Here is a 22,915-nt window from a genome sequence, read left to right as displayed (position 1 = left end):
CCACTCAGAAATAAGCATTTTTTATTCCTCCCCGTCACTCCCATTCATATAACATAATTCTTTTCTGTTTCTTCATGGACTTTCCGAGACTACACAGTTTTTTCTATTTCTGTATTTTTCTATATCATTTTTTATCAGCTCAATAATTGTCGCCAAATTAGTATACATCAAAAAATGTCCGCCCTCTAACTCTGTAAATTCGCATTTCTTTAATAAAGCATTCCATGAACCAATCTCAGAAACAAGTGCATCCTCATAAGAATATATAATATGCGAATCAACACATACTTCACAATCACTTTGATTATAACTATATTTATTAAGCAACTCCAAGTCTTTTCTTAATTTTTTCTTCAAGATATTTAGCATTCGCAAATTTATACTGTGATATAACTTATTAATCTCTCTCATACAATATGTGGTCACTTTTTCAATATTAACCTTCATTTTGTTAGGCGGAGTTGAAGATATCACAACAATTTGTAGTGGCATATGTAAGCACTTTCTTTGTTGAATTGTCCTGCATACCTCATATGCAACAACAGCTCCCATACTGCATCCAATCAGTATATAAGGTTCATTTTTAATCGTATCTTTCATCTTTTGTACTATACCACATATTAGACCATTCCATTCATCAGACATATTCCCATAATCCGATATTTTTATGATATTATCTTCTCCCACAATGACAGTTAGTTCATTGCACAAAGAATCATTAACAAAACTTCCTGCACAAGGAAAATAAACTAGTTTCACTTTATTACACCTTCACCATTAATTATTAAACTGAGTTTTTTCTTATCAGCTTTTCCCGTTTGAGTACGAGGTATGTCATTTTCATCGAAAAACATAAATATACTTGGTATCATATAAGATGGTAACCTTTGTGCTATATATTGTCTTAATGTCTGCTCTAAATTATCTTGTTTATTATCTAAATGCAAAACTATAGCAACTACAATTTTATTGTTGTAAAGATTATCTGCCACTGCCATTGCTATCGCATCCTTTATCAATGAATGCTCTAACAGACAATGCTCTATCTCTGACAAATAGACAAGATTACCTCCACACTTTACCATATCGTCATTTCTTCCATGATACCAATACAATCCATTATCATCTACAGAAACTATATCTCCTGTTCTGTATATTATTTTATTTAAAACAAACGGATCATCAATTAAATGTTCTCTCGTTTTAGCATCATCATTACAATAACCTATCATTAATTGCTCGCCACCTACATATAATTCGCCCTTATTACTAGGCAAAACTTGCTTACCATTTTCATCCAAAACATAAGCATATACTGAAGGCAGTACTTTCCCTATAGGCATATACCCTACTATTTCACAGGGAATTTCATCAAATTTGTACCATAATGCTGTATGTGTAGACTCTGTCGGACCGTATCCATGAATAAAACTAATATTAGGTAATTTTCTCTTTATCTCTCGCAATACATCAATCGGGCACCCTTCTCCCCCATACCAAATTGTTTTTAATGAACTCAAATCGTATTTTTCGATCTTTGCCAATTTACTAGCTAACAGTTTTAATATAGAAGATACTAAGAGCGTATCTGTAACTCTATATTTCTCCATAACTTTTAATATATCATTAGGAAACAAGAAATTATTCAGTAATACTAACGTACCTCCCATATTTAATATACAAAACAAATCTAGTACGCTTGCATCAAAATATAACGGTGATACATTTAAGTAGACTGTATCTTCACAATAATGCATATTTTTTTCCATATCCCTCACAAAAGTCATAATACTTTTTTGAGGAATCATAACGCCTTTAGGCACCCCTGTTGATCCAGATGTATATATAATATACGCCACATCATCTAAGCGATTTCGATGCGAACCAAAGAAGACATTGTCATCGTATTCTTTATATATTCCATCCCAATGGACGTCTGCCTCGCATTTTTTCGCTGATTTATTATATTCGTCTATGCAAATGATATTTATATCTTTCTTTATCCTATCGACAGCATTACTATCTGTAATCACTACTGATGCACCTGAATTTTCAATAATATATAACAAACGTTCCTCTGGTAAATTATAATCAAGTGGAATGTACGCACATTCCGAAAAAATAGCTCCATAAATAGCAATTACTGCCTCAATTGATTTGTTTAATAAAATAATTACTGTATCATTTGTTTTCTTTATCATTGCATCTACTATTTTGCTCATCTTCATACTATACATATCTAACTCTCGATATGTAATTTTCTTTTCATTACAGATAACCGCTACTTTATCTAATGCCATTTTATCTTTAATTGTACTATCCAAATAATTATACTTCATTTATATCACCTTTCGTTTTAGAGTAATCCAAATTACTCAAGACACTTTCAAAATCCAAAAAACCACTACCTGTAGCTAAATCATACTCTCTCCCTGACGCTACTTCTCCCATGAAATTTTTACCTTCACTCACTTTTTTGCATGAATTGATTAAAAACTCTGATACGTCTTCTTTTTGAATCAAACTTGCTTCAAGAATATTTGCAACTATGCCTGATACATATGCTGCTGCCGCAGATGTTCCGCTTGAAACAAACCACCCATCATCTTGAGCAGTTCCATCTCGTTTTCCATTTTCAAAATCAAACAAGGCTGCTGGTTGTATTGGCATTAAAATAATCTGAGCATAAGGCATCTTTCCACAAATACCACACAAATCCGGTGCATGTCTATTTTCAAACAAATCAGAATCATAACTGCTAGAAATATCCGATACTTCAATCGTACCATCCATATGCACCATGCAGCCACCTACACTAATTACATCAGGATATGCTATTGTTTGCAAAAATGACTTTTTTCTATCTGTAGCACCATTTCCACACGAGAACACTACTATTGTTCCTTTATTTATCAAATTTGCAATTTCCAAGTATGCTTGTGGTTCGAATCCTATAATTCCCCAACTACAATTCAGAACATCAAAATTATATTTCGATGCCTGCTGCAATGCAGCAACCGGATAACTCCAATTTAAGTTAGATGCCTTAATCATGGTAATTTTAGATTTATCTAACAATGCTAATAATACCGCTGACATCCCTGTACCATGTCCTCTTTCATCCTTGTTACAATCAAAAAAAGAAACCGCCGAATCCACTGAAAATTCATAACTATTTTTTTTAAAATAATCATGATTATATAAACCTGTATCAATAATTCCAACTTTACATTCTTTCCTATCAAACATACATTTATCAAGTAATTCTTTTTTGGCAACTTGTTGTATTCCTTTTGGAAGTGTATAATGAAAATATGGTAATTGTGGTTGAATTCTTTCATCTAATACAAACATTTGTCTAGGCATTGTTATCTTTTCAACACATTCTAACCAAGTAGGAATATCTATTTCATCCTCTATTTCATATGTAAAGTATTCACCTTCTTGTATGCCTTTTACTTTTGATTTAGTTACCTTTGTTGCAAATGTATTCTCAAAATGAACCTTACTGCAAGAACAAGTAATACCCACCTCTGACGAAGCTTCTATAAACATTCCTCTGCTTTTTAAACTATGTATAGTCTTGCAAACACTATCTTCCGAAGGAACAAATTGTGTAAATGTTTCCTTATTTAACTCACAAAGATTATCAAATATTGATTTACCATCCTTAGAATACATAGTGACTGTAAAAACTACTATTTCTTCCATATCTATCACTTCCTAACCCGGATAAACCGGAAAAGTTTTTTGCAATTCCTCCAAGTTTCAAGTACAATAAAGAAAAACGTTGGAGGATGTGTTCATGTTACTTACGGATAAATACGCTGACAAGATTTATGGTACGATCACTTGCTATGACCGCATGATCATCCAGGGATATATCCCAGGATGGAGCCATGCCGAAGGCATGACCGGTTATCTGAAAGCCAACAACATCCGCATTTTTGATTTCTCAAATTTTACCCAGCCCCTTACAGAACAGGTTCGTGCAAACGCCCAGCGCATCGCAGATGAAAATGGCGTTGAAATCGAGTTCATCCGTAAACTGCGGGCTTTCCGCAAGGATGACCGGAGCCAGGAAATCATCCAGAAAACCGGAAAGACCGAAGGGCTGGTTCACATCTTTTCCGCCATGGAACAGTGCAATGCTTATAAGCCCTGGCATGACAAGGCTACGGGGAAGACATTCCTTAAATTTGACCAGAGCAAATGTCTCCACTATTATTTCTATTTCATTGACAAAGAACTTGGGCTCTGTTACCTCCGCGTCCCTACCTGGGCGCCTTTCCGTCTGCAGTTCTATATGAATGGACACAACCTCCTTGCCGGTAAGCTGCAGAAGAAAGGAATCGCTTACCGCATGCATAATAATGCTTTCCTGGAAATCTCGGATGTTGAAGCCGCCCAAAAGCTCTCTGACAGGATCAACCCGGAAGACCCCCATAAGGTTCTGGATGCTTTTGCAAAGCGTTACTGTCCAGCCCCTGAAACACTGGGCCTCAGCTACACATGGACTGTCCAGCGGATTGAGTGCGCAACAGACGTTATGTTCAAACAGCCGGGTGACCTGGAACCCCTTTATGACGAGATCGTCCGAACAGCGATCTTTACGGTAAAGCCGGACAACATCGCCGCCTTCCTGGGACAGCGTATTACCTATAACTGCAAAAAGGAAGTCGGCGCCAACTATAACCAGCGTATTCTCGGAACGAGGATCAAACACCATATGGGTGATGTATCAATCAAAATGTATGATAAGTTTGGCCATGTCTTACGGATAGAGAGCGCCTGCAATGACATTGGGACTTTCCGGGTAAAACGGAAAGTGGAACACAGGGACGGCAGCTCATCGGAACAAAAGACCCCGTTGAAAAAGAGCATTTACAGTCTGTTTCAGTTGTTCACAATTATGAAAGCAGCAAACTGCCGGCGCCTGGAATTCATCTCATCCTTTGATGACCACAGCGGCGGGAAGGAAAACCTTGCAAAGGTTACCGATTCCGTTGTGGACAAGGGACGCTCTTACCGCGTGGCTGAATTTTTTCGCAGAGCGTGACCTGCAGGCGCTGGAAGTCATCAGCCGGGGCGAGTATATGGCTTTCGGGATGCAGGGAAAGGATATCCGCCAGCATCTTGAAAATATCAGTCCGTCAGCCATGTCCAGGATTTTTAAACGGCTCCGTCTTCATGGGATCATCGAAAGGGTGCAGGGCACTTACAAATATTTCGCAACAGCCTATGCAAAGAGATCATTGCCGCAGGACTTACTGTTAGAAACCTTGTGCTTATACCAGCATTGGCATAAGTATTTTTCTTACGCAGAAATTTTGCCATTTTGCGCCAAAAATCATTGATAAGTGGCCTAATAATCTCAGTTTTTTACAAATTAATTTTCTTACACAGAAAAATTCCATAACCTATTTTTTTATTTTTTACTGCATCATAAAATATTCTCTCATTTTCTGCAGCCATTGTTATTCCATCTTTACCATACTTTTTCATCAATATTTTTGATAATCTCAACTTTTCTGTCATTGTATACAAATCATGATAGTCCCGAACTTCTCTATCATGGCGTACATTCCAGAAATTAGATGGTTCTAACCATGGCTCTGTTTCAGTAAAAATAACTTCAGCCCCTGCCCTATCTACACGTTCCTTCCATCCTTTTATATCCTCAATATTGTTACCATAACGCAACCGAAGTTCTTCCTTTTCCTCGACACTCAGATTGTCAGCAAAAATAGACTCTCTAAAAATAAGTATTCCATCCCTTTTTAAAACACGTACCATTTCTGATAATACTTTTTGAGGATTTTCTGGTATACCGACTGCTCCTTCATTTGTCACAATATCGAACTGTTCACTACCAAAAGGAATTTCTTGTGCATCTCCTATTACAAAATTAATAGAAATCTTTTCTTTTTCAGAATTTTCTCTTGCAAACTCAATCATCCTCTCATCAATGTCAAGACCACATACCTCTGCTCCACATTCTTTTGCATAAATGACAGCTTGGTATCCCCTATGACTACATGTCACTAACACTTTTTTTCCTTTTTTTATATCTGATAACTGTGCCATCCTTCTTGTTATATCAAGTTTACCAGGTGGCAATGTATCTATACCACTTACAGCAGTAATATCTTCAATTGTTGGAATGTATTTATTGCTCATCTTTTTCCCTCTCTTGTTTACTTCGTGATAAACTATCTTTCCATTTTCATTTTTTCAAGTGTTTTTGAAATTTCATCTATTCCAAATTTTGTTGTCCCAAACGTAAACAGCATATTTGGTGACCCAAACTCTTTTATAGTGTTTAAATCATATAATTTACATGCAGTTTCAGTAGTAATACATGCATCCACTTCACCTTCCGCACATAATCTTGCTGCTGCAGAATTAGAACTCGTATCTTTGATGACATAGTCTGTTGCTTCTAATAGTATAGATGGTGAATAATGTGCAGCTACTGACGCATTATCTTTAAGAGTATGTTTCGTATACTTTTTAGACGCAAGTTGCATATTATCTAATTGCATGTAATAATGATGTAAAAATATATAACTATCTAAATTTCTAAAAAACACTTTACATAAATTATAATATACGGCACATAATGCAAATATGGGTATAACTCCCTCTTCCCTCACTTGCACTGCCGCTTCCACTTCTTGCTCAGGCGTATCACATAAAATGATATTTACTTTTTTACTTATTCCACAATGCATAGCCCATTTATGTGCAGCCTGCGAAATATTTGTACCTTCAGGTCCCAAAACAAATATCCTCACTTCGCTAATATTATCTGATTGCAGTATATGAAATATATAATCCGTTCCAACTAAGTCATTTATCTCTTTATTCATCTATTTATCCTCTTCTTTTTTTAATAAGAATTGATATATATTTAATAATTTTTTCTCATGTAACTCACCCATTTTTCTTAAAACATAAGTGAAATAATCATATTCTTCTTGTCCAATCAAATTTATACACAATTCTTTTTCATCCTCTAATCTTTTTAACCACTCAGATACTGACAGATAATATTGCCTATCTAATACATTTAATATTTCAACAGAAAAATTATATTGTTTAGCCATATCATAAATCTGATCCATTTGAGGCAACTCTAAGTCTAACATCATATTTTTCCTACACCACAAGTTAAACTTCAGTAAATCAAAATTTATTTTGTTTTCCTCGTGAATCTGTGTTTGAATAAGTAACCTTCCATTTGGTTTTAACGCTTTATGACATAGTGAAAAGAACTTATTATAATTCTCGCTCTTAATATGTTCAAACGATTCAATACAACAAATTCCATCAACTGGCTCATTATATTCATACAAGTTCAAATCACAAAAAGACATGTTATCTAAACTATTTTCTATACAATAATTAAGCTGTTGACCTGAAACATCAATACCTATTGCACTTACACCATATTTACTTACGGCTCTTCTAACAGTACTTCCCCATCCACAACCTATATCCAATATTTTTTTACTATTTTGATCAACGATTGCATCTAATATAGTATCCATTTTTCTAATCTGCGCACTTTCCAAATCTGTATCATCACCATTACGGAAGTCTGCACATGAATATGTCATCGTTTCTCCTAAAAATATTTTATAAAACTCTATAGGCCATTCATAGTGATTCTTCATTACTTAGTTCACTCCATTTATTTTAATTTCCCGCTACCTCTTCACTTTTAAATCCAGCTGGATATGTATAATTTCCTAAGTTATTAATCTTATTTCCCCATTCAACAAGTTTTTTTCTAAAAATCTTTACCTCTTCATCATTCTTCAAGTTGAATTCCATCTTAAAATAATCATTTTGAGTTTCATAAAGATCTAATTTATCTTTTCCTGAGTATTTTTCTGGCATAAATTTAGCAAGTTTTCTAAATGCTGGTGCGCCTGGATTAATCTCAATTATATTAGCTATTATTTCCTGGGGATTTTTATGCAAATACTCCCATGCTAACTCTTTAACTGTTAATGCAGCATCATACGTTTCTTGTAAGGTATCTTCGTCTTCTCCCGGTAATCCCAACACAAAACTAGCAATTGTATCAATACCATTGGAAAACAATAACTTTGCTGCTTCAATATTGTCTTGAGGTGTTGCACGTTTATTTATGTTATCTAAAATCTTTTGACTTCCTGATTCGAAACCAATAGCCACCTCATCCACATTAAGTTCTTTCAAAATAGGAATAATGCTCTCCGTTATTCTATTCGCTCTTGCAAATATCTTTAAATGTACATGTTCAGGTAATGGGTCTTTTCGAAGAAGTTCCACCACTTGATTTAGCCATTCTTCATCTTGTAAAAAATCATCACCTATTTCAAAAATATACTTTACATTAGGTAAACCACTTAAATATTTTAGCTCCCTTACATAATCTGAAGGTTTTTTAAATCTTACTCCTCGATCAGCTCTACCACAAAAGAAGCAATACTGTGAATTTGTCCTATTGCTACATCCCTTATGACTATATGCGCGAAAACTGATTAACTTTTCTGTTCTTTCTAAATCACGTCCTATATCTCGCCTGTACTGTTCAAAAACTTTAGGTTCAATATAGTCAACGATTCCATATTCTAGTGGCACATTTTTTTGCAAGTTGTGTTTTACAATACCATTTTCAAAATACGCCAAATTAGGGATACTTTCGATTTCTTTGCATTGTACTAATCCTGCAAATGCCTCTTCCCCATCTCCCTCAATGACATAATCGACTATATGGTTTCTATTTTTAAGTATAGCATCACATAACTGAGTTGCATGATGCCCTCCCATAAATGTAACCATACCATTCTTTTTTGCTATTTCTAACAAAATTAATGAGTTGTTATATGATGCCATCATCGATTGCAATCCAATCATAGTATACTTTTTTGTTTTAATCATTTGAATAATTTCAAATATTGAATAATATTCACCATCAATAATATCTATCTCAACTTTTATACCTAAATGTCTTTTTACATAATTTTGCAATACAACTAGTCCTAAAGGTGGACTATCATTAGCACCTTTCATATAATATTCCGGATCTATCGGTGGATACACTAATAAAACATTATGATTCATAATTTCCCTTTCGTAACTTTTTTATAATAATTTTTCTTCTATCAACTGACACAACTTCTCTACGTTACTAAAGTTTTCTTCTGTTAAATCATCTGGATTAAACTCTTTTTCATAATATTCTTCTATAGACACAGTCAACTCCAGCAATTGTATTGAATTTAAGTTTAACCCTCCATTATACAATGGAGTTCCCATTTCAATTATTTCCTTATTGATCTTAAATGTCTCGTTAATAATCTCTTTAATATCATCTAATATCATTTGATTTATTTCTCCTTCTTAATATAATTTTTATTAGCCATATTCATTTTGTCTTGGTTGAATGGATTAGTATTGTTTTTTATAGAGTAATATACGGACTTTTTATTCTTCTCAATTTCTTCATCCGCAAAAAACAACTTTGAAATGTCTCCAGCCCACATTATTCCTAATCTGCTTAACTCATATCTATCATTATGTTCAATAATATATTTCTTTTGAACAAGTTCATTCAACATGGTTGTATACTTATCATCATTTGGAATCTCGGTTTTCCTTATTTGCATAAAGTTAGGAAAATACACCATTGTTCTACTTGCAAGAACTTCTTCTGAAGCTATATTACCAGCTTCAACAGGAAACATATCATTAGAAATCAACTCTATGTACTTCTTAACCGAGCAAACAGACTTATAATTTCTTTTATTTAGAAAACTACTTGCACCTGCGCCTATACCTAAAGTCATACTTGCACTTTTTTTATTATTTCCCATAGTATACTCTAATCCTGTAGGTATAGGACTTTTTTTATTACTAAACAAATTAATTAATACATGATTATCATATCCGTTTAATTTCAAAAATTCTAAAATATATGCGAACATATCAAATTCTTTTTTTCCAGATGGCGGATTAGAAAAATAACCATTTGATATTTTCTTTTGTAAAACTGTATTATGAAATTGATTAAATCTGTATGTCTGTATATAATCAGGCTTAATCTTTCCTACAATCATTTCTAAATCATATTTTAATATATCCAAATTTTCATCCGGCAAATTATACATTAAATCGACTGCCAAAGATTCAAAACCTACTTCACGAATATTTTCTGTCGCTTCAAATATTTCGCTAACCTTTGCCTTTATATTTAGTTCTTTTCGTATTCTTTCATTAAAAGTTTGTAGACCAAAACTTAATCTGTCTACCCCCAAACCTTTTAACCCTTTAAGTTTAAACATATCTTTTAAAGTCATAACATTTCCTTCTAAAGATATATGACAGCTTTCAGATAACGTAAAACAACTATGTAACCCTTCAAAAATCACCTTGTACATATCTACAGATAAACAAGATGGTGTTCCACCACCAAACTGAATATAATTTATTTCCTTATTTCTAAAAAAAGTTTTATTAGAATACATCTGCATCTCTTTAACTAATGCTTTTACATATGCCATTTTTTCATCTTCTTTATATAATGCAGATAATTCTTTAAAGCAAGCACAATAGGAACAAAAAGAATCACAAAAAGGTATATGTATATATATAGATAATTCTCTTGATTCCGTTTCAATTTCTAAAAATCTAAAATAATCCTCCTGATTATCGATCTTATCCTGATAAATACATATTCTCGGATAAAACCATGTTAAATTTGCTCTCTCATCCATATTAGTATTAATTGTTTGCATTTTTTATCCTCTTTCTATTATTATTGTTTTTCTTAAACACATTCCATCCCATTGGAACTTCACCAAAGTCTTTTACAATATGTAAATTATTCATTTCAACACATATCCTTGTAGTAACACATGCATCTACATCTCCATTAACCACTTTTAACGCAGATGTACTATTACTTGAGCAATATATCAATTTCGCATTCGGACAACTCTTTTGTGCTAAAATACTTGGTGATGAATGAGTTGCCATAGTTTTAATCTCATTAATACTAACATCTTCGTAACCTGTAGCTATTACCAATCCTGGAGTTGAATACAAAAATACGTCTGATAACTCTATATGATCCATATTTTCAAATACAATTTCCGCTAATTCTCGATATGCAGATGGAATTATTACAATATCAACGATTTCAAACATCAATTTTTTGATTGCTGTTTCAAATGTATCGCATAATATTGTCTTGTACTTAACATTATTTTTATTTGCATAATATATTGCAGCTCTTTCACTACATGTACCTTCTGGTCCTAATGTCGCTATTTTTAATTTATTAAAATAACCATTAATACTTTCTTGTTCATTCTTCACTTTATCTTCTCCAACTAAATATTCAGAATTATTAAATGATAGTTAATATCCATACTTTCCTCTATGTCTAATGTATATAAAGCTATTACCTCTTTATTATCTTCACCATGTTTTTTTTCCAAATAGTCTTTTAAATTTCTAATGACATCAATATCATTTACATGACCGCCTTCTTGTGTATTTTCTAAATAAAAAACATTCGAAGAGACTCCTAATAATCCAGAATATGTATCTCTAAACACATCATGTCTTACATTCGAGACAATTATTTTATCAATATCTGTAATGCTTTTATTAGACTGCTTCAAACTTCGTGTAATAAAATCCACACCTTTTTTTATCATACTTAACCTATTCAGTACCGGTTCAGATTCATAATTTTTTGTATTGTATGTAGTAAAACTTGACACTCCATAATTCTCATAATACCAATCATGAATTCTTATGCTACTTTTCTCTTCAACATCATTTTTTACTAATACTAAGCCGATTCCATCTCCCATAATTGTGAATTTTAAAAATCGTTCTCCTAATTCCCTTTCACTCCAATCATTGGCACACAAAATAACCATATATTCATCTTGTTCAAGCAACTTTGTCGATAACTCCATTGCACACAAAGCAAATGCACATGGTTGATGAAGTGGTATAATTTTCGCTTTATCCATACCATATTTTTTTTGCAAAAAATGTACTACCGAAATATTGTGATACTTTGTCAATGGTGTAGTTTCACAGGCGATATATTTGATTTTAGACAGTTCTATATTTTGACTTTTAAACATTTTGTCAAACATATTATCTAGAGCATCTGGTAACTCATATTGTTCGAACACATTAATGGTATTTATTCCTGTGTCATTTATAAATTGCTCACTATCAATATCCTTATTTTCCAAAACTCTTCTAGATAGTACTTTTTTGCGCGGAATATAGTAATCTAAATACTCTATACAAAAACTCATATTTCAGTTTCTCCATTTATTATTTTTTTTGCTAATTGCATAATTCCACCTGCTCCAGAAATTTTTTTATAAACCGGATTAGTAATATGTTTAAATTCCAATTCCAGTCCGTTAGTTACATTTTTAATATACATATCATTAATACTAATTTCGTCTCCATTTTTAGACAATTCATAAAACTTTTCATCTTGTATAAGTTGTAAACCAATATTAATAGCATTTCGCATAAATATTCGCGAAAAAGACTTTGCTATAATTAATTCTATTCCCGTTTCTTTTATAGCAAGCGGCGCCATTTCTCGTGATGAACCACATCCAAAATTTTCTCCTGCAATAATTACATCCCCTTGTTTAACTTGTTTATAAAAATCTTTATAAACATTATGCATACAATATTTTCCCAAGCTTTCGTTTTCAAGAATATTACAATACTGTCCCGGAATAATTGTATCTGTATCTATGTTGTCACCAAATTTAATTATTTTGTTCATAACATCTCCTTACTTTTGACTATGAGGTTCTTTAATATAGCCAAAAAGTGCAGAATACGCCGCTGTATCCGGACTACATAAATAGACATTTGCTGTTTTATCACCACATCTACCAAGAAAATTTCTACTAGATGTATATAACCCCACTTCATTTTCGCCCAGTACCCCCATATGCCCTCCCACACATGGACCACATGTGGATGGACATATAATACCTCCTGCTTCAACAAGGATTTCTGCAATTCCTTCTTTTATCATTTGGATTAACACCTCTCTCGAACCTGGTATGATAAGCAAACGCACATTTTCGTTAATCTTTTTTTTCTTTAAATATCTTGATGCTCTACGAAAATCTTCCAGTCTTCCATTTGTACATAATCCAATAACTATTTGGTCTATTTTTAAGCCTTCCATATCATTTACATTATGCACATTATCAGGAGCATAGGGGCAAGCTATTTGTGGTTGCAAATCATCTATACATATATCAATACATTTACTATACTTTGCATCTTTATCTGCATAGAAAACGTCCTCCTGTTCAACCTGTACTTTATCTTTCAAATATTGAGCTACAATTTCATCATAAGGAATTATTACACCTTTAGCACCCATTTCAGCCGCCATGTTACACATAGAAAATCTATCTGCTATATTTAGTCCTGTCATTGCCTCTCCAACCAGTTCTATTACAGAATAACTAGCTCCTGCTACACCAACTTTTTTTAAAATAGCTAGAACAATATCCTTACCGGATATATTAGTTTGTTTCTTTCCATATACATTTATTTTTATTGTTTCGGGAACTCTAAACCACAATTTCCCTGTTGACATCGCAAATGCCAAATCTGATGAACCTATACCTATAGATAAAGCGCCTAATGCACCATATGTGCATACATGCGAATCAGCTCCGACTACTAACATCCCTGGTTTTATCAATCCCTTATCTGGTATCAACACATGACAGATTCCTTCTCCAGCATCAAATAATCTCACTTTATACTCATTTGCAAACTTTTTTATACAGCTTAGTGTATTAGCATTAACAATATCTTTGGCTGGTGAAAAGTGATCATTCACAAATACAACCTTAGCTGAATCGCTTATTGTATTTATATTATTTTTTTCTAATATAGATATTGTCATGGGAACAGTACCATCTGTTCCCATCATTAAATCAACATTACTCCATACCATATCATTGGCAAAAACTCTCTTGCCGATTTTATTTGTAAATATTTTTTCAACTATTGTCTGTCCCATAGTAAATCTTAATCAACTACACCTGCTTTCATCACTTCATCCATGTATGACTTATAAAGAATACCATCAAAATCTTCAAACGGAGGCATAATTTCTGTCTTGTCTAATAACGCTAAAATGTCACTGTAATTACTATACAAAGGGTCTAATAAATTTAGTTCTATTGCTTGATTATTTTGAGCAATATTACATTCTTCAATAGCAGTCACTTTCATAAAATTATCAAAAAACCGTTTATCAGAACTAAATTTCTCGCCAAACAAACTCACACAAACATCAGGAATAATTGGCAATTCTAATGTTTTTGCGTATTCTCTCGTTTCCATATCACTTAAACAAACAATTGGTTCGATGCAATATACTGTTTTATTTGGTATTCCAATATTTATTTTAGGAATTGGACTAAAAGTTGCAAAATGTTGACAATACATCTCATACCGTGCTGGTTCATCTCGTTTTATATCTTTCCATGTTTTTCCATTAGCACGAAGTATATTTGACAGTGCAAGATATAAAATATCCCATTTAGTAATTCCTATAGCCAGTCTACAGTGTTCTGCATCTTCTAACCCTTCCATATATCTGAACAATGCTTTCTTCTGTGCAACAAAGCAATGTGTGCACGGAATCGAGGAATTAAATATTGCATCATCGCCATCTCCTTCACTGTGCTCCAAATATACCGTGCTAATACCTTTACTTTCCCAATATTCTTTATGCTTTTCTATGTATACACTTTCGTCTTCTAATGCTTTAATAATTTTTTCATCATCTATATTCTTAATAAATTCAGTAGGATTATATTTCCACTTTGGTATCGCTGCGTTAGCCAATACCAACTCTAAGTCTGCACGAAATTCCATCTTGTATCTATACAATAATTCCGTCATAATATTTGCGTCTTTTCCACCCGAAGTTGCTATAACAATCTTTTTCGTATCTTTTGTTATTAAATCAAACTCTTCTATATGCTTTACAAATTTTGTATATACTTTATTAAACATTTTCTTATCCTCTTATCTTTTCAACATAATCTTTCTTATATGGTGTAAATATATCAAATGAAAGAAATGGAACTTCTGTAATTTCCACTTCATGTTCTTTATTGCTTGGAATTATGCACACATCACCAGCTGCAACTATTCTTTTTTCACCTGCTATGCATACCTCCATCGCTCCCTCTATTACAACCGTAATCTGTTCTTCAATATGATGATGACTTTTTAATTTTACTGGTGAATCAATTTTTGCTCTTCCAATAGTAACATTAGAGGATGTTACTATTTCCATCAAACCGATTCCTTCGAGTAACGGATTCTTTATAAGTTTCCACTCATCTATATTTTTTACCAAATTCTTTTCTGTAGACATTAATAACATCCTCCTCGCTGTACGATATTCCTAAATCTTCTTTTTCCTTCATGCGTTTCCACAAGGTATCTGCAATATCATCTAATACGTCATATCCGTTTTCCAAAAGAATATGTCTAATTAAATGCTTCCCTGCATGTTTCCCCATTACCATTTTTCTATTTCTTCCCACAATTTTCGGATTGTATACTTCATATGTACGGTTATCCTTCAACATTCCATGAATATGAATTCCTGATTCATGTGAGAAAACATTATCTCCAACAATAGGCTTAAAAATACTTGTATTAATTCCTGAATATTCTTGTACTATTTTAGATAATTCATTTAATTTCTTTAAATCATACTTAATATCTTGATTGTACAAAACTTTTAAAGCCACAAGAACTTCTTCCAATGCCGCATTTCCTGCTCGTTCGCCAAATCCATTTACAGTAGGAGAACAGTATCCCCCTCCTGCAAGTAATCCAGCCAAAGTATTAGCCGTCGCCAAACCTAAATCATTATGACAATGTACACCAATTGGTGTATTTAAATTATCAACCAAATACTTAATATAATTATAAGTTTGTTCCGGAGTTAAACATCCTATTGTGTCCGTTGTTCCTAATGCATCTGCACCAACTTCTTCTGCTTTAGAAAAGAGTTCCAACAAAACCTGTTTATCCGTTCTTGTTCCATCTTCGACCCCAAATTCGACAAATAGCCCTTTGTCTTTTGCGTATTTAATCATATCAACGGAATTTTGTAATAACCTTTTTCTATTTTCACTAATATCTCCATCAAACTTAGCAGCTATATGAATATCCGAACTAGGCATAAATAAAATAACACCATCTACACCACATTCCAAAGCAGCATCTACATCTGCTTTAACTACTCTGCACATGCTCATTATTCGCATATCTAGCTTCAAATCACAAATAGCTTTAATTGCCATCCTTTCTTCTACAGATGTCGCTGCAAACCCAGCATCAATCGCATCTATTCCAACTTCATTAAGTTTCTTTGCTATTTGTACTTTTTGCTTTGGTGTATAACGAATACCTGCCACTTGTTCACCATCTCTTAGTGTTGTATCGCATACATAAAAATCAACTTTGTTTTTAGCGCTTTCGTATATCAATTTGTAACCTCTCTATAAATTATCTTTGTTAATTCTTTGTCTTCTTGCAACTTCAAATATATCAACATTCTTTTTATACATTTCTGTTATGTACATTTTAAAAAATCTCTTTTGTGGTGCTTCTTCTGATAAAAACGCCTGATATGGCGGCGCAAACTGTTTCCTTATTTCTTCATTAGGCATGTGCTTTTCAAAAAACTTCTTATGTATTTTTTCTACTTCATCATTTTCCAACTGTCCAACTATTGCTTTTCCTTGGATTCCATCAATATTTGCTAACAATTGTTCCGAATCATATATCGAAAAAGCCACTTCTGGGTTTTCCCTTATATTTTGTATATGAATACTATCTAATGCTGAATGGAAGTATATATTTAATTCCTCATCCGCAACATACGTCAACGGTGCAGTCCACACTTTTCCAGACTTATCACTCGTTCCAACACACATATACTTTGAATTAATCAAAAAATCCTTAATTTCTTTTTCACTTCTCATATCATTTCCTCCATAGCTAATATATTAATAAATTCCTCTGAATCTATTTCATAAATCACATCACTCACTTTACTAATCGGTTCTGTAGCATTTGTATTCACGCTTATTATCACATTGCTCTGTTCTATTCCAACAATATGTTCATATGCTCCTGATATACCTATTGCAATATATATATCAGGTGATATTACTTGACCTGTTAATCCCACTTGCCGATTTGTATCAACCCATCCTTTGTCAACCAATTCACGAGTAGCACAAAATCCATATTGCTTTTTCATGCAAATTTCTTTTACTAATTCCAAAAATTCTTGTCTATGTATACCATTTCCACAACCAATTACAATGCTTTGATCAATTTCATATTTTTGATTGTTATTAATTATTTCCCCTTGTTTTTTACTCACATTGGAACAAATTACCTTATTTTCTATTTCCCCAATATAAGTCGTATCCATTTGCTCAACATAAGGTTTTATTGTAGCAACACTATATTTAGAATTCTTTGTAAAAATATTAGCAATCAATCTTCCACCAAATGCCGGTCGCCTTTGCAAATAGTTGTCATCAACATAATCAATATCTATACACTCCGCTGTAAGTCCAGATTGATTCATGGCTGCAAAGTATGGCGCTATATTCATTCCCAACTGTGTACTAGCAAATAATATAAGTTCCGGTTCAACACCCGCAGCAATCTGACTAATATCTCTACATATTTCACCTTTATCACATAAATATATATTATCTATTTCTATTTCATAATTTATTTTTACTCCACATTTACTTAACTCTTTTAACTGTTCTTTTTTGTTTTCTAACTTCGAACTTATTGTTACAACTGAAGAATCATTTTTTTTCGCTACTAATGCTGCCTTTTTAACAACATACAAACTTTCATTACTGATTTTCCCATCATTCACCTCGCAAAAAACCAATATTTTCTTATCTGTCAAATCATTTATTACTTCTATCTTATTTTCACAATTAACCCCTCTATCAACATTACTCCTCCTTAATTCCCTATACGATTCAACTATTTGTTTTCTTTCAGTAATAACTTTCATTTCTCGTTGTAAGGAATAAGTTACATTTTCAACCCCAGCCACTTGTGTCTTTGATCCGTTTATACCACAATATTCCTTACTAATTTCTAAATCACAATTATCCCATATAAGCACTTCTTTTTTTGTTGCCTTTAATAATCCCTCGATACTTGGCAATCTTGGAACATTAATCTCTGATGATACTGATAATATAATTGGCAAGTCATATTGCCTTTTTATATCGTATTTTTCATACCTTTCCTCATACTGAACTTTGTTCTGAAAAGTCTCACATGCAATAATATTATTTGCACTGTTCCATCCTAATAATGCAGCAACTTCATTAGGAACTTGTGATGTAGAACCATCAGATGATTTTTTCCCCGCAACTACCATATCAACATTACCAATTTTGTTTATAGCTTCTGCTAATATACTTGAAGTAACAAATGTATCTGAACCTTTAAAAATACTGTCAGATAAAAGTATTATTCTATCAACTCCTAATGCATAAACATCCTTTAATACAGTCTTGCAGCTTATATTTCCCAAAGATAAAACAATAACTTCACCACCGTTTTTTTCTTTTAAACGTAAAGCCTCTTCTATGGCATGATAATCATTTGGATTAATTGAACTTGTAGCAATATTTCTATCCACCGTATAATCACTGCTCATAGGCAAAGTTGTCTGCTTAGGAACAATTTTTACCAGAACAACTATCCTCACAATTTTATCCTCCATTATTTAAAAATTCTTTTCACAAATATGATACGACATTATATCGACTATCGTTTTCATACCCCCAAAATCACTTATTGTATTTTTTAAATTTAACAATTTACACACCAAGCTTTTGTTTATATTTAGAAGTTTTGAGGGAATCTTATTAACAAAATAGGATATAATGTCGTATTATGTCACTTTTGCAAACCACTTATTAAATTTAAGTTTATTAGCTGCTTCTGGGAATTCAGGTTGGTGAGCCACCCATATACACGCTGAGTTCGCCGTCTGCATAACCAACAATAACGCTAAGACATTTAAACATTTCATTACACCTTTTCCAAAAATTTTTTTAACTTTCATGAGTTTATCCTTCCTATTCTGTCAAGCCTAAATCTATTGATTTTTCTAGCTTTGACGATTTCTACTTACCTCAAAAACAGAGCCGGAAGTGATGGATATCGTAGTATCATGTACCGAATAGCTGATAAATGGGTATAGTTTTTAAAGCATCCCTTTTGTTTGCTTTATAAAGGCTATTTTCCCTCTGATCAACTATGATGATGAACCTTCCGTGTCTAAAGGGATCGTGTCCCAACTTCCTTCGTCCCATCTACCATACACTGAGTGCCGACCAAGCTCCTAGACAGGGTCTTGCCCCACGGAAAAAACCGATGCCGGCTACAGCTCTTGTTTTTTATGTTTGATTGTTACCGACCTGTTTTTACCTGCCATGGTGCTGATTTTCCCAGTGGACGCTATGCCACTACAGATTCCTGTTGGTCTTTTTGCTGATGTGGTTCATTTCAGACCCCATCGTTTACGGGTTTCTGTTCCAGAACCCTGTCCAATCTCCAATACCTGCTATCAGCGACTCGACAGAGTTCTGGATTATGTTTCTTATTTTGGTTTCCTATGCTGCCATCTGTGCCTGTACAGCATCCGGGCATTTGATATCCTTCAACATTTTTTTGCGGATCATACATTGTCCCTGTCTTCAGGATGGCGTAAATCACCCTTAGCATCTTGCAGGCTATCACAATCAACGACTGCATCTTTTTCAGTGGATTGTTTGCCCGTGTTGTGTAATGCTCATGCAATTGTTTGAATTCATCTGCATGCGAAACTGCTGATTTGGCCGCCTGGAACAGCCAGTATCGAAGCCTTTTGCGTCCTCTGCGGCTGATCTTTGTCTGCCCTTTGCGCTTGCCTGAACTGCATGACACAAGCCCCATTCCACTTAACTTCTGGATTTCTGTCACATCATCAAATCTGCTGATGTCTCCCATTTCCGCCAGTATTCCGGCCAGAATGTTCTCACCTACGCCATTGATCTCCAGTATATTTTCTGCATAAGGCATTTCCTTGCATTTCTTGTGTAAAGCGCCTTCAATTTCTGCAAGCTGCTCATCCAGCTTCAGGATCTGTTCTGCGAACCACTTCACTGCCTCCCGGCCTGCATCGGTTCCATCCGTCAATCCCACACTTTTCTCCGCACAGCTCACGATTTCTCTGGCTCTGCTGTAACCGCGTCCTCTTAGTTTTGCATCATGCCAGATGTTTTTTATGCCTTCTGCTCCAAGCGCTGTGATGTCAGAAGGGATAGCTGACATCGCAGCGCTTCCAGTGCGAATGCGCCGTCTATTTTCCCAAATGCGTCCATATATTCTGGAAAATATATCTTGAGTTCTCTGTGGAGACGGTTGATGTTTCTGATCCTGTCTTCGGTAAGCTGGTCTCTGAACATGGAGAGCCTTCTCATGTCTGCGTAGATTTTTTCTGGAAGACACGGCATTCCATAATTACCATCTTTCACAAGATTTGCAATCAGTTTTGGATCTTTTCTGTCATCCTTAAGCTGACTGTTATCTTCGATTTCTTTGCTCTGCTTTACAGCATATGGATTTACCTGAACAACACTGATTCCGTTTGAAATCATCCCATGCAGCCAGCGCAAACCAGTAGTGGCCTGTCGGTTCAAGACCCATCACTATCTGTGTCTTTTTGTTTTCTGCTGCAAGCGCCAGCACCCATGCTTTAGCGTTTTCAAAGCCTTCCGCAGTATTGCTAAATTCAAACGCCCCACGGCTTAGCTCCCTTCCTCTGACATCAATTGCTCTGATATAATGAATTTCACTGCCTATATCGCATCCCACTATAAGCATGTCATCAGTGATGAAGGAAAGTTTGTCATTCTTGGTGAATTTGCCGTTTGTTTCCAGTTCCCGCCAGGTATATGATCTCAGTTCTTTTTCAACCACCTCCATCCTCCTGCTCATTTCCTCTTTTGACAAAAGATTAATTGCCTGATTTTCTACCTTTACTTGCTTTTTTGTTTTACTTGTTTTAACATTCATCTTATATACCTCTTGTGTTTTAGATTTTTACCAACGGTCAGGTCAGTAATAATCTAAATTTACTTGAGGTATTTTTTTTGGTCAATTCCTTTTACTCTTTAAAGTATACAGGAAGCTCCTATTTTTTTGCATCATACAACAATTTTCAAAATATTTGAATCCAATGTCCATATTTCGACATTTTATGTCCAAACTCTACACAAACATATTTCATTCTATAAATCTAAAAAGCTCCTTTCCAGACATCAAGTAATCCTCATTTTATTACCTGCCTGAAAAGGAGCTTGCTATTCTATTTAAACATGTAGGTATAAATTAAACTGCTAATACTACCACAGCATTAAATTTTTCATCATTAATATAATAATCTAAATATCCATTATACTGCTCAGCAATCTTTGAGACACTTGACAATCCAATCCCATGTACTCCAGTTTCTTTTTTCGTACTTATAAGTTTCCCCCTTACCTCCTTCAACTCTTCAACCAAATCATTAACCACCTTAATCACACAAAGTTTTCCATCTTTTTGCATAAATATTCTTACGACAACAGAAGCAGCCTTTTCTTTCTTTGATGCAGCTAGAATGGCATTGTCCAGCAAATTGCCTAACATAGTAATAAGATGAACATCCTGAATGTGTTCCAAAATACACCCCGGTTCCACATATACATCAAAAAACACCCCTATGTTTTCTGCTTTAATACAATATTCCGATAAAATTATATTTAACATCTTATGATTGCAATATTCAGAAATATCTTCTCTATTTAACTTTCCATTCAGTTTATCTACCACTTTGCATATTTCATCGTTTTTTCTTTCAAAAGCCAACTGTCCTATTACCTTAAGATAATGTGATGTATTATGAACAATTTCATTATAATTGTCATTCCACTCTGCTATTTTAGTCAATCTCTCCACTTCAGCCCTTTGATAAAGAAGTTCTAATTCCTGTTTAGAGCTTTCACTTAAATTTTCCGTATATTTTTGAAACGCATAAAATAATACCATATTTCCAGTTATCATACATACAAAAAACAGCGTCATTAATATTTTTAAAACCACATTACTTCCAACATCTATCCCAGAATAAAACACTGTAAGCATAGTACCTAAAGTAGAAACAGGTACACATAAATAAATCAAAAACAGCTTGTTGGTCATTCTTTTTTTTGATTTTGCAGACATCTGCTTTAATACAATAAACACAATATAATTTAGAAATTTTATAAGTAATAATTGCCATAAATATTCTGACACCGGAATCAAACCTGTATTTGCCAACAATATTGTTGTGGTATTTGACAATATAATGTACAAAAACTCCACACCAATCATAACAATATATGCCATAATAAAATATACAAATCTGATTCCCAATTTAGAATCGAATAATACTGTTACAAAAAGCCACAATACTATAGGAACAAGAACCAAATTCAACACATTACTTTGCAACATATTGATAAAAAAGATTGCACCTATTGTTCCTACACATACTATTTTGATATATTTTCTTTCTATTTTAGGTCCAAAAAAATTGTAGAAATAGTCATAAAGTAGAAAAACTTCGATAATACAACAAAAAAACAGGATAAGCAAATCTAACCACCCCATCATTCTCCACCTCTCTTATTAACTGGAGAGTAAAAAGTTTTAATAAAAAAGAATAACCCTTTTATGGCATTTTATG

22 protein-coding genes and 1 pseudogene are annotated in these 22,915 nt (G+C 33.6%); 2 read left to right on the top strand and 21 right to left on the bottom strand.

Annotated elements, in window-relative coordinates; all coding sequences use genetic code 11:
• Positions 1 to 72 precede the first annotated feature (72 nt).
• From E5329_RS23420 to E5329_RS23410, 3 genes are read right to left on the bottom strand one after another with little or no spacing between them, the layout of a single operon-like run.
• On the bottom strand, positions 73 to 759 hold the full coding sequence (locus E5329_RS23420) for a thioesterase II family protein (protein WP_135991716.1): 687 nt from the start codon (positions 757 to 759) through the stop codon (positions 73 to 75).
• Positions 756 to 2,339 carry an amino acid adenylation domain-containing protein gene (locus E5329_RS23415; protein WP_135991715.1) on the bottom strand — a complete coding sequence of 528 codons (1,584 nt, stop codon included), beginning with the start codon at positions 2,337 to 2,339 and terminating at the stop codon, positions 756 to 758. Before E5329_RS23415 ends, E5329_RS23420 begins: the two co-directional genes overlap by 4 nt.
• Positions 2,329 to 3,711, bottom strand: a complete 1,383-nt coding sequence (locus E5329_RS23410; RefSeq protein ID WP_135991714.1) for a S8 family serine peptidase — start codon at positions 3,709 to 3,711, stop codon at positions 2,329 to 2,331. Before E5329_RS23410 ends, E5329_RS23415 begins: the two co-directional genes overlap by 11 nt.
• 94 nt (positions 3,712 to 3,805) lie before the next feature.
• Between E5329_RS23410 and E5329_RS23405 the strand changes: the two genes are divergently transcribed.
• Complete coding sequence (locus tag E5329_RS23405; protein WP_275443660.1) at positions 3,806 to 5,059, top strand: MarR family transcriptional regulator; 1,254 nt, start codon at positions 3,806 to 3,808, stop codon at positions 5,057 to 5,059.
• Entirely contained in the window at positions 4,986 to 5,357 is a 372-nt protein-coding gene (locus E5329_RS31005) for a MarR family transcriptional regulator (protein ID WP_275443659.1), read from the top strand. Before E5329_RS23405 ends, E5329_RS31005 begins: the two co-directional genes overlap by 74 nt.
• 25 nt (positions 5,358 to 5,382) lie before the next feature.
• Here the strand turns inward: E5329_RS31005 and E5329_RS23400 are convergent, their stop codons facing one another.
• From E5329_RS23400 to E5329_RS23315, 18 genes and pseudogenes are all read right to left on the bottom strand, one after another.
• Complete coding sequence (locus E5329_RS23400) at positions 5,383 to 6,180, bottom strand: class I SAM-dependent methyltransferase (protein ID WP_135991713.1); 798 nt, start codon at positions 6,178 to 6,180, stop codon at positions 5,383 to 5,385.
• A 32-nt stretch (positions 6,181 to 6,212) separates the two neighbouring features.
• Positions 6,213 to 6,872: a prephenate dehydratase domain-containing protein gene (locus E5329_RS23395; RefSeq protein WP_135991712.1), complete on the bottom strand. Its 660-nt coding sequence runs from the start codon at positions 6,870 to 6,872 to the stop codon at positions 6,213 to 6,215.
• The gene (locus E5329_RS23390) at positions 6,873 to 7,679 is read right to left on the bottom strand and encodes a class I SAM-dependent methyltransferase (protein WP_135991711.1); all 807 of its coding nucleotides are present in this window, start codon (positions 7,677 to 7,679) and stop codon (positions 6,873 to 6,875) included.
• 22 nt (positions 7,680 to 7,701) lie between these two features.
• Entirely contained in the window at positions 7,702 to 9,117 is a 1,416-nt protein-coding gene (locus tag E5329_RS23385) for a B12-binding domain-containing radical SAM protein (protein WP_135991710.1), read from the bottom strand.
• A 21-nt stretch (positions 9,118 to 9,138) separates the two neighbouring features.
• A complete protein-coding gene (locus tag E5329_RS23380; RefSeq protein ID WP_135991709.1) occupies positions 9,139 to 9,378 on the bottom strand; it encodes an acyl carrier protein in 240 nt (79 codons plus the stop codon).
• 5 nt (positions 9,379 to 9,383) lie between these two features.
• Positions 9,384 to 10,790 carry a coproporphyrinogen-III oxidase family protein gene (locus E5329_RS23375; protein WP_135991708.1) on the bottom strand — a complete coding sequence of 469 codons (1,407 nt, stop codon included), beginning with the start codon at positions 10,788 to 10,790 and terminating at the stop codon, positions 9,384 to 9,386.
• Positions 10,777 to 11,373: a prephenate dehydratase domain-containing protein gene (locus E5329_RS23370; RefSeq protein ID WP_135991707.1), complete on the bottom strand. Its 597-nt coding sequence runs from the start codon at positions 11,371 to 11,373 to the stop codon at positions 10,777 to 10,779. The genes E5329_RS23375 and E5329_RS23370 overlap by 14 nt, the downstream gene beginning before the upstream one ends.
• A 14-nt stretch (positions 11,374 to 11,387) precedes the next feature.
• Positions 11,388 to 12,338 carry a hypothetical protein gene (locus E5329_RS23365; protein ID WP_135991706.1) on the bottom strand — a complete coding sequence of 317 codons (951 nt, stop codon included), beginning with the start codon at positions 12,336 to 12,338 and terminating at the stop codon, positions 11,388 to 11,390.
• Positions 12,335 to 12,829, bottom strand: coding sequence for a LeuD/DmdB family oxidoreductase small subunit (locus E5329_RS23360; RefSeq protein WP_135991705.1), 495 nt, complete (start codon positions 12,827 to 12,829; stop codon positions 12,335 to 12,337). Before E5329_RS23360 ends, E5329_RS23365 begins: the two co-directional genes overlap by 4 nt.
• A 9-nt stretch (positions 12,830 to 12,838) precedes the next feature.
• Positions 12,839 to 14,095 (bottom strand): 3-isopropylmalate dehydratase large subunit, encoded by a 1,257-nt coding sequence (locus tag E5329_RS23355; RefSeq protein ID WP_135991704.1) that lies wholly within the window; start codon positions 14,093 to 14,095, stop codon positions 12,839 to 12,841.
• Positions 14,096 to 14,103: 8 nt separating this feature from the next.
• The gene (locus tag E5329_RS23350; RefSeq protein WP_135991703.1) at positions 14,104 to 15,099 is read right to left on the bottom strand and encodes an adenine nucleotide alpha hydrolase family protein; all 996 of its coding nucleotides are present in this window, start codon (positions 15,097 to 15,099) and stop codon (positions 14,104 to 14,106) included.
• Positions 15,100 to 15,103: 4 nt separating this feature from the next.
• Complete coding sequence (locus tag E5329_RS23345) at positions 15,104 to 15,466, bottom strand: cupin domain-containing protein (protein ID WP_168356740.1); 363 nt, start codon at positions 15,464 to 15,466, stop codon at positions 15,104 to 15,106.
• Positions 15,429 to 16,592 (bottom strand): homocitrate synthase/isopropylmalate synthase family protein, encoded by a 1,164-nt coding sequence (locus tag E5329_RS23340; protein WP_135991701.1) that lies wholly within the window; start codon positions 16,590 to 16,592, stop codon positions 15,429 to 15,431. The genes E5329_RS23345 and E5329_RS23340 overlap by 38 nt, the downstream gene beginning before the upstream one ends.
• A 12-nt stretch (positions 16,593 to 16,604) precedes the next feature.
• Positions 16,605 to 17,090, bottom strand: coding sequence for a pyridoxamine 5'-phosphate oxidase family protein (locus E5329_RS23335; protein ID WP_135991700.1), 486 nt, complete (start codon positions 17,088 to 17,090; stop codon positions 16,605 to 16,607).
• The gene (locus E5329_RS23330; protein ID WP_168356739.1) at positions 17,087 to 18,865 is read right to left on the bottom strand and encodes an FAD-binding protein; all 1,779 of its coding nucleotides are present in this window, start codon (positions 18,863 to 18,865) and stop codon (positions 17,087 to 17,089) included. The genes E5329_RS23335 and E5329_RS23330 overlap by 4 nt, the downstream gene beginning before the upstream one ends.
• A 186-nt stretch (positions 18,866 to 19,051) precedes the next feature.
• Positions 19,052 to 19,225, bottom strand: coding sequence for a cyclic lactone autoinducer peptide (locus E5329_RS23325; RefSeq protein ID WP_275443658.1), 174 nt, complete (start codon positions 19,223 to 19,225; stop codon positions 19,052 to 19,054).
• 550 nt (positions 19,226 to 19,775) lie between these two features.
• A pseudogene (locus E5329_RS32885) lies at positions 19,776 to 21,219 on the bottom strand (IS110 family RNA-guided transposase).
• Positions 21,220 to 21,534: 315 nt separating this feature from the next.
• Entirely contained in the window at positions 21,535 to 22,842 is a 1,308-nt protein-coding gene (locus E5329_RS23315; protein ID WP_135991698.1) for a sensor histidine kinase, read from the bottom strand.
• Positions 22,843 to 22,915 lie beyond the last annotated feature (73 nt).

Origin of the sequence: Petralouisia muris (assembly GCF_004793545.1) — a bacterium.
Classification (GTDB): domain Bacteria; phylum Bacillota; class Clostridia; order Lachnospirales; family Lachnospiraceae; genus Petralouisia; species Petralouisia muris.
This window is presented reverse-complemented; position numbering and strand designations above follow the sequence as displayed.